Below are 713 nucleotides of genomic sequence, written 5' to 3' on the forward strand. Positions count from 1 at the left end.
GTGTTGTCGTCGCGCAACGCCGCCTCTGGTTGCAGGCGTCGCCGGTCATGTCAACCTCCGGTTCCCGATCCGGCCTTGGCCGACGCGAACAGCGCGACGGCGTTGGTTATGCTCTGGGCCGCCTTGCCGCGCCAGTCGGCGTTGAGCAACTGCGCCTCGTCCTTGGCGTTCGAGAGATAACCGAGTTCGACCAGCACCGACGGCACATCGGGTGCCTTGAGCACCTTGAAACCCGCGGAGCGCTGCGGATTGTTGATAAGACCGACGCTGGTCGACAACTGGCCAACCAGCGTGTGGGCGAAACTCATCGAGAAATTGTGTGTTTCGCGGCGGATCAGGTCGATCAGGATGTCGGTGACTTCCTTGTTGTCGTTCTTGATTTCCATGCCGGCGAACTGGTCGGAGAGGTTCTCACGGTCGGCAAGCGCCTGCGCCTCGGGGTCCGAAGCCTTGTCGGAGACGGTATAGACGGTGGCGCCGCGAATGCCCTTGACGCTGATCGTGTCGGCATGGATCGAAATAAGCAGGTCGGCCTCATGCTGACGGGCAATGCGCACGCGGTCGTCCAGACGCAGGAATTCGTCTGTGTCGCGCGTCATGAACACATCGTAATTGCCGACGGCCGCGAGTTTGTCGCGCAGCTCCGTGGCGAAGGCCAGCGTGACGTTTTTTTCGATGGTGCCGTTCAGGCCCTCGGCACCGCCGTCGATGCC

Annotated in this window: 1 protein-coding gene; it reads right to left on the reverse strand. The window is 62.1% G+C overall.

The window, feature by feature from the left end; genetic code table 11:
- Window positions 1-50 precede the first annotated feature (50 nt).
- Window positions 51-713, reverse strand: a 663-nt coding sequence (locus EN991_RS38610) for an N-acetylmuramoyl-L-alanine amidase (protein ID WP_164769781.1), incomplete at its 5' end; no start/stop codon positions are given.

Source organism: Mesorhizobium sp. M7A.F.Ca.US.005.03.2.1 (assembly GCF_003997795.1).
Lineage (GTDB): Bacteria > Pseudomonadota > Alphaproteobacteria > Rhizobiales > Rhizobiaceae > Mesorhizobium > Mesorhizobium ciceri.